Here is a 6,396-nt window from a genome sequence, read left to right on the forward strand (position 1 = left end):
ACAGCCAGGCAGAGCCGACTTCGGCGCCTCGCCGGCCCAGTAGAACCGGACGGGCGGGCCCGTCACAGCCCGCAACGAGCGACGTACGCCGAGAGCGTACGTAAGCGGGGTGGTACCGCGGCGCTCGCGCAACCGCGCGACGTCGTCCCCGTGCCCGAACGGCTCAGGAGCACGCCCCCGTGACCCACGGTTACCCCCGACCGTCCAGCGGATCGCCGGACTTCCCGGCCCTGGAACTCGAGGTCCTCGACTACTGGGCGGCCGACGACACGTTCCGGGCCAGCGTGGCCCGGCGCGACGGCGCCCCGGAGTACGTGTTCTACGACGGCCCGCCGTTCGCCAACGGCTTACCCCACTACGGGCACCTGCTGACCGGCTACGTCAAGGACATCGTGCCGCGGTATCGCACCATGCGCGGCTACAAGGTGGAGCGCCGGTTCGGCTGGGACACCCACGGCCTGCCAGCCGAACTGGAGGTGCAGCGCCAGCTCGGCATCACCGACAAGGCGCAGATCGAAGAGATGGGCATCGGGGCGTTCAACGACGCCTGCCGCGACTCGGTGCTCAAGTACACCAACGAGTGGCGCGCCTACGTCACCCGCCAGGCCCGCTGGGTGGACTTCGACAACGACTACAAGACGCTGGACATCTCCTTCATGGAGTCGGTCATCTGGGCGTTCAAACAGTTGTGGGACAAGGGCCTGGCCTACGAGGGCGTGCGGGTGCTGCCGTACTGCTGGAACGACGAGACCCCGTTGTCGGCGCACGAACTGAGGATGGACGACGACGTCTACCAGTCCCGGCAGGACCCGGCCGTCACCGTCGGATTCCGGGTCGACGCCCCGGGTGACGATCTGGACGGCGCCTATCTGCTGGTGTGGACGACGACGCCGTGGACGCTGCCGTCCAACCAGGCCGTCGCGGTCAACCCCGAGGTGGACTACGTCGTCGTCGGCCACGAGGACCGCCGCCTGGTAATAGCCCGCGCCCGGCTGGCCGCCTACGCCCGCGAACTGGGGGAGGAGCCGGCGGTGCTGGGCAGCTACACCGGCGAGCAGTTGCTGGGCCTGCGTTATCGGCCGCCATTCCCGTATTTCGCCGATTCCGAGAACGCTTTTCAGGTGCTGCGGGGGGACTTCGTCACCACCGAGGACGGCACCGGGATCGTGCACATGGCCCCGGCCTACGGCGAGGACGACAAGGCCACCACCGACACCGTCGGCATCCTGCCGGTCACCCCGGTGGACGCCAAGGGGCGCTTCGACGCCTCGGTGCCCGACTATCGGGGCATGCAGGTCTTCGACGCCAACGCGGCGATCATCCGCGACCTGAAGAACTCCACCGGCGGCGCCGCCGTCAACACCCCGGTGCTGCTGCGCCACGAGACCTACGACCACCCGTACCCGCACTGCTGGCGCTGCCGCAACCCGCTGATCTACCGCGCGGTGTCGTCGTGGTTCGTCAAGGTGAGCGAGTTCCGGGACCGGATGGTGGAACTCAACCGGCAGATCACCTGGTATCCCGAACACGTCAAGGACGGCCAGTTCGGCAAGTGGCTGTCGAATGCCCGCGACTGGTCAATCTCCCGGAACCGCTACTGGGGCACTCCGATTCCGGTGTGGACCTCTGACGACCCGGCCTACCCGCGCATCGACGTCTACGGCAGCCTGGATGAACTCGAGCGCGACTTCGGGGTGCGCCCGGGCAACCTGCACCGGCCATACATCGACGAGTTGACCCGGCCCAACCCCGACGACCCGACCGGCAAGTCGACCATGCGGCGTATCTCCGACGTCTTCGACGTGTGGTTCGACTCCGGTTCGATGCCCTACGGGCAGGTGCACTACCCGTTCGAGAACGCTGAATGGTTCAACGGCGAGCCGGGTCGCGACGGTCATTTCCCCGGCGACTTCATCGTGGAGTACATCGGTCAGACCCGCGGCTGGTTCTACACCCTGCACGTGCTGGCCACCGCGCTGTTCGACCGACCGGCCTTCAAGACCTGCGTCTCCCACGGCATCGTGCTCGGCAACGACGGCCAGAAGATGAGCAAGTCGCTGCGCAACTACCCCGACGTCAACGAGGTGTTCGACCGTGACGGCTCCGATGCCATGCGCTGGTTTTTGATGGCCTCGCCGATTCTTCGCGGTGGCAACCTGATCGTCACCGAACAGGGCATCCGCGAGGGTGTGCGCCAGGTGCTGCTGCCGCTGTGGAACGCCTACAGCTTCCTGGCGCTGTATGCGCCGTCGAAGGGGACCTGGCGCACCGACTCGGACAACGTCCTGGATCGCTACATCCTGGCCAAGCTGGCCGACCTGCGCAACGGGCTGACCGCGGCGATGGACGTCTGCGACATCTCCGGGGCCTGTGAGCAACTGCGCCAGTTCACCGAGGCGCTGACGAACTGGTATGTGCGACGGTCCCGTTCGCGGTTCTGGGAAGAGGACCGCGACGCCATCGACACCCTGCACACCGTGCTGGAGATCACCGCCCGACTGGCCGCCCCGCTGCTGCCGATGGCTACCGAGGTGATTTGGCGCGGGCTGACCGGCGAGCGCTCGGTACACCTGGCCGACTGGCCCGAGGAGGGTCTGCTGCCCGCCGACCCCGCTCTGGTGACGGCCATGGACCAGGTCCGTGAGGTGTGCTCGGCGGCGTCGTCACTGCGCAAGGCCAAGAAGCTGCGGGTACGCCTGCCACTGCCGAAAGTGACTGTCGCGGTGGACAACCCGCAACACCTGCAGCCCTTTACCGCACTGATCGCCGACGAACTCAACGTCAAGGCCGTCGAACTCACCGACGACATCGCCGCGCACGGCCGCTTCGAGTTGACCGTCAACGCCCGCGCCGCGGGTCCGAGGCTGGGCAAGTCCGTGCAGGACGCCATCAAGGCCGTCAAGGCCGGCCAGGGTGTGCTCAACCCCGACGGCACGCTTTCCGCCGGGGAGGCGGTGCTGCACGAGGGGGAGTACGAGTCCCGGCTGGTCGCCGCAGACCCGGGGTGCACCGCCGCCCTGCCGGGCGGGGCCGGTCTGGTGGTGCTCGACGACACCGTCACCGAGGACCTCGAGGCCGAGGGCTGGGCCAAGGACCGCATCCGCGAACTGCAGGATCTTCGCAAGTCCTCCGGCCTGGAGGTCAGCGACCGCATCACGGTGGTCATGGCGGTGCCGGACGGCCGCCGCCTCTGGGCCGACGCGCACCGCGACCTGATCGCCGGGGAGATCCTGGCGACCGGCTTCGAGTTCGGCGAACCCGGCGACGGGGTGGAGATCGGAGACGGTGTCCGGGTGGCGATCGCCAAGGTGTGAGCTCGCGACGGATAGATCCCGGGCTCTGTTTCAGATCCGGTTCCTCACAGTGACTTCCGGCACTGTCTCGGCGCCTCTCCGGCGTGAAGGCTGAAAGCGCACTAAGCACGTTTCGAGAAGGCTGATTTCACAGAGGGGTGTCACCATGAAGTACGTCGTCGCGTGGACATACCGGTTCAACGGTTCGGAATCCGACAACGAGGCCGGTTCGGCCGCGGCCTGCAACTGTTCTCCAAGTGGAGCCCGCCGTCGAGCCAGACGTTCCATGCATTCGTCGGGCGCGTCGACGGCTCCGGTGGCTTCGCCGTTGTCGAAACCGACGACCCGAAGTCGCTGGCCGATGCGCCCAACACCTTCGGGTCCATCGCCGAGTATCAGATCTATCCGGTCCTGGACATCGCCGACGCCGTCGAGTTGTTGGCCGAGGGTGTCGAGTTCAGGAAATCAGTCGCGTAGCCACCCCGCTCCGATGCGGGGCTAGCCTGCTGGAGTGTCGCGCTGGGTGCTGCATTTCGACATGGACGCGTTCTTCGCGTCCGTCGAGCAGCTGACCCGTCCGACACTGCGCGGCCGGCCGGTCCTGGTCGGCGGAACCGGCGGGCGCGGGGTTGTGGCCGGCGCCAGCTACGAGGCCCGCGCGTTCGGCGCCCGCTCGGCCATGCCGGTGCACCAGGCCCGCCGGCTGGTCGGGGCGGGCGCGGTGGTGCTGCCGCCGCGCGGGTCGGTGTACGGCGTCGCCAGCAAGCGGGTGATGGACGCCGTGCGCACGGTGGTGCCGGTGCTCGAGCAGTTGTCCTTCGACGAGGCCTTCGGCGAGCCGGCTGAACTCGCCGGCGCCACCGCCGCGGACGTCGAGGCGTTCTGCGTGCGACTGCGGGCGCGGGTGCTCGACCACAGCGGCCTGATCGCCTCGGTGGGGGCCGGTTCCGGCAAGCAGATCGCGAAGATCGCCTCCGGTCTGGCCAAGCCGGACGGGGTGCGGGTGGTCGGCCGCGACGAGGAAACCCTGCTGCTGGAAAGCCTTCCGGTACGCCGGTTGTGGGGGATCGGCCCGGTGGCCGAGGAAAAGCTGCACCGACTGGGCATCGACACCGTCGGCAAGCTCGCCGCACTGACCGACGCCGAGGCGGCCGATATCCTCGGCGCAACCATCGGCCCGGCGCTGCACCGGCTCGCCCGCGGCCACGACGACCGGCCGGTCACCGAGCGTGCCGAGGCCAAACAGATCAGCGCCGAGTCCACTTTCGCCGCCGACCTGACCACCCTCGAACAGCTGCGCGAGGCCGTCAGGCCGATAGCCGAGCACGCCCACCGTCGGCTGGAACGCGACGGTCGTGGCGCCCGCACGGTGACGGTGAAACTCAAGAAGGCCGACATGTCGACGCTGACCCGCTCGGCCACGCTGCCCTACGCAACCGCCGACGCGGGCACACTGACCGCCACCGCCCGCCGGCTGTTGCTCGACCCGCGGGAGATCGGGCCGATCCGCCTTGTCGGGGTTGGGTTCTCCGGTCTGAGCGACGTCCGGCAGGAGTCGCTGTTCCCGGAACTGGAGCAGCACGAGTACACCTCCGAACTCGCCGACGGCCCGCCGCCCGCGGCGGCTGAGCCGGCATCGAGATGGCGGGTCGGCGACGACGTGGCCCATCCGCAGCTCGGTCACGGCTGGGTCCAGGGCGCCGGTCACGGGGTGGTGAGCGTGCGGTTCGAAACACGAAGCAGCGGTCCGGGTTTGATGCGCACCTTCGCCATCGACACCGCCGACCTCACCCCGGCCGACCCGGTCGACTCCCTCGACTGGGAGCTACCCCCAGCGGCCGACGACCTCGCCGACGGGTAGTCCCGCGGCGAGCGCCGCGATGACCAGCACCCGCGCCTGGGCGGCCCGTAGTCGCGGCACGCTCACCGCCCCGGCGGCCACCAGGTCGTGTCCCGGCCCGTAGTCCGGGCGGGTGCGCCCACCGGGCACCCGGGTGCTCACCGCCACGGCGACCCCCCGGGCACAGGCCCGCGCCACCGCGTCGACCACCGCGGCCCCGGCGTTGCCCGCACCCATCGCCTCCAGCACCAGTCCGCGGGCCCCGGCCGCGACGAAGGCGTCGATGGCGGTGCCGTCTGCCCCGGGGTAGGCCGAGGCGATGTCCACCCGCGGAGCCGAGCGCAGCGCACCCAGATACGGGCGGTCCTTGCCGGCCTGGGTGGTGAACACCCCGCCGGCCACCGCGCCGACCGCCGTCCCGCCGAACACCTCCGGGGTGGCCAGCTTGGTCATCCCCAGCGGTGCGCGCACCACCCCGCCGAAGCTCACCAGAACCCCCAGCCCCCGCGCGGCAGGGCTGGCCGCCACCGCCAGCGCGTCGCGCAGATTGCCCGGCCCGTCGGCGTCGGGGGAGTCGGCCGAACGTGCCGCCCCGGTCAGCACCACCGGGACCTCCCCGTTGTAGCCGAGGTCCAGCCACAGCGAGGTCTCCTCCATGGTGTCGGTGCCGTGGGTGATCACCACCCCGGCCGCCCCGCCCGCCACCGCCTCGGCGACCGCGGCGCCGATGCGCAGCCAGTCCGCAGGCACCAGCTGGGAGCTGTCCAGGCTCATCAGCTCGACCGCGTCGGCGCCGGAGCCGGCGGCCAGCTCGGCGCCGGTGCGGGCCGGACGCAGCACACCGTCGGCTCCGGCACTGGTGGCGATGGTGCCCCCGGTGGAGATGACGACCAGGCCCGACATGCCCGTCATCATGCCCGGTACGGCGCGCCGCCGCCTGACGAGGCGGCGCAGCGCAGTGAGCCGCTGAGGAATCCGGTGCGAAAACAGGCAATGGAATGATGGGGGCGTGACCGACGAGACCGCCACCGGCAGCGAGTCGGCCCTGGGCGACGCCGAACCGCAGGCGGCAGCGCCCCGCCGGATGCGGCTGCTGCTCTCGGTCGCCGCCGCCGTGCTTTTCCTCGACGTCGTCACCAAGGTGCTGGCCGTCAGACTGCTGACCCCCGGGGAGCCGGTGTCGATCATCGGAGACACCGTCACATGGACTCTGGTGCGCAACTCCGGGGCGGCGTTCTCGATGGCGACCGGCTACACCTGGGT

Annotated in this window: 5 protein-coding genes; 4 read left to right on the plus strand and 1 reads right to left on the minus strand. The window is 70.0% G+C overall.

Annotation, left to right across the window (positions count from 1 at the left end; all coding sequences use genetic code 11):
• Positions 1 to 179: 179 nt before the first annotated feature.
• The 3 genes from ileS (at position 180) to ACKOQ4_RS12210 (ending at position 5,154) form a co-directional block, all read left to right on the plus strand.
• A complete protein-coding gene (gene ileS, locus ACKOQ4_RS12200) occupies positions 180 to 3,314 on the plus strand; it encodes an isoleucine--tRNA ligase (protein ID WP_526292146.1) in 3,135 nt (1,044 codons plus the stop codon).
• A 162-nt stretch (positions 3,315 to 3,476) separates the two neighbouring features.
• Positions 3,477 to 3,770, plus strand: a complete 294-nt coding sequence (locus ACKOQ4_RS12205) for a DUF3303 family protein (protein WP_526292148.1) — start codon at positions 3,477 to 3,479, stop codon at positions 3,768 to 3,770.
• Between the two features lie 61 nt (positions 3,771 to 3,831).
• Complete coding sequence (locus tag ACKOQ4_RS12210) at positions 3,832 to 5,154, plus strand: DNA polymerase IV (protein WP_526292156.1); 1,323 nt, start codon at positions 3,832 to 3,834, stop codon at positions 5,152 to 5,154.
• Here ACKOQ4_RS12210 and ACKOQ4_RS12215 read toward each other — a convergent pair.
• A complete protein-coding gene (locus ACKOQ4_RS12215) occupies positions 5,119 to 6,036 on the minus strand; it encodes an asparaginase domain-containing protein (protein ID WP_526292150.1) in 918 nt (305 codons plus the stop codon). The two genes, ACKOQ4_RS12210 and ACKOQ4_RS12215, sit on opposite strands and share 36 nt — an antisense overlap.
• Before the next feature lie 106 nt (positions 6,037 to 6,142).
• Between ACKOQ4_RS12215 and ACKOQ4_RS12220 the strand changes: the two genes are divergently transcribed.
• Positions 6,143 to 6,396: signal peptidase II (locus tag ACKOQ4_RS12220; protein WP_526292152.1), on the plus strand; the 254-nt coding region annotated here is incomplete at its 3' end.

Origin of the sequence: Mycobacterium sp. (genome assembly GCF_046095365.1) — a bacterium.
GTDB lineage: Bacteria > Actinomycetota > Actinomycetes > Mycobacteriales > Mycobacteriaceae > Mycobacterium.

Coding starts and splice junctions, on each gene's coding strand:
- ACKOQ4_RS12210 (WP_526292156.1), top strand. CDS start 3,832: ATGGACGCGTTCTTCGCGTCCGTCGAGCAGCTGACCCGTCCGACACTG.
- ACKOQ4_RS12215 (WP_526292150.1), bottom strand. CDS start 6,036: ATGTCGGGCCTGGTCGTCATCTCCACCGGGGGCACCATCGCCACCAGT.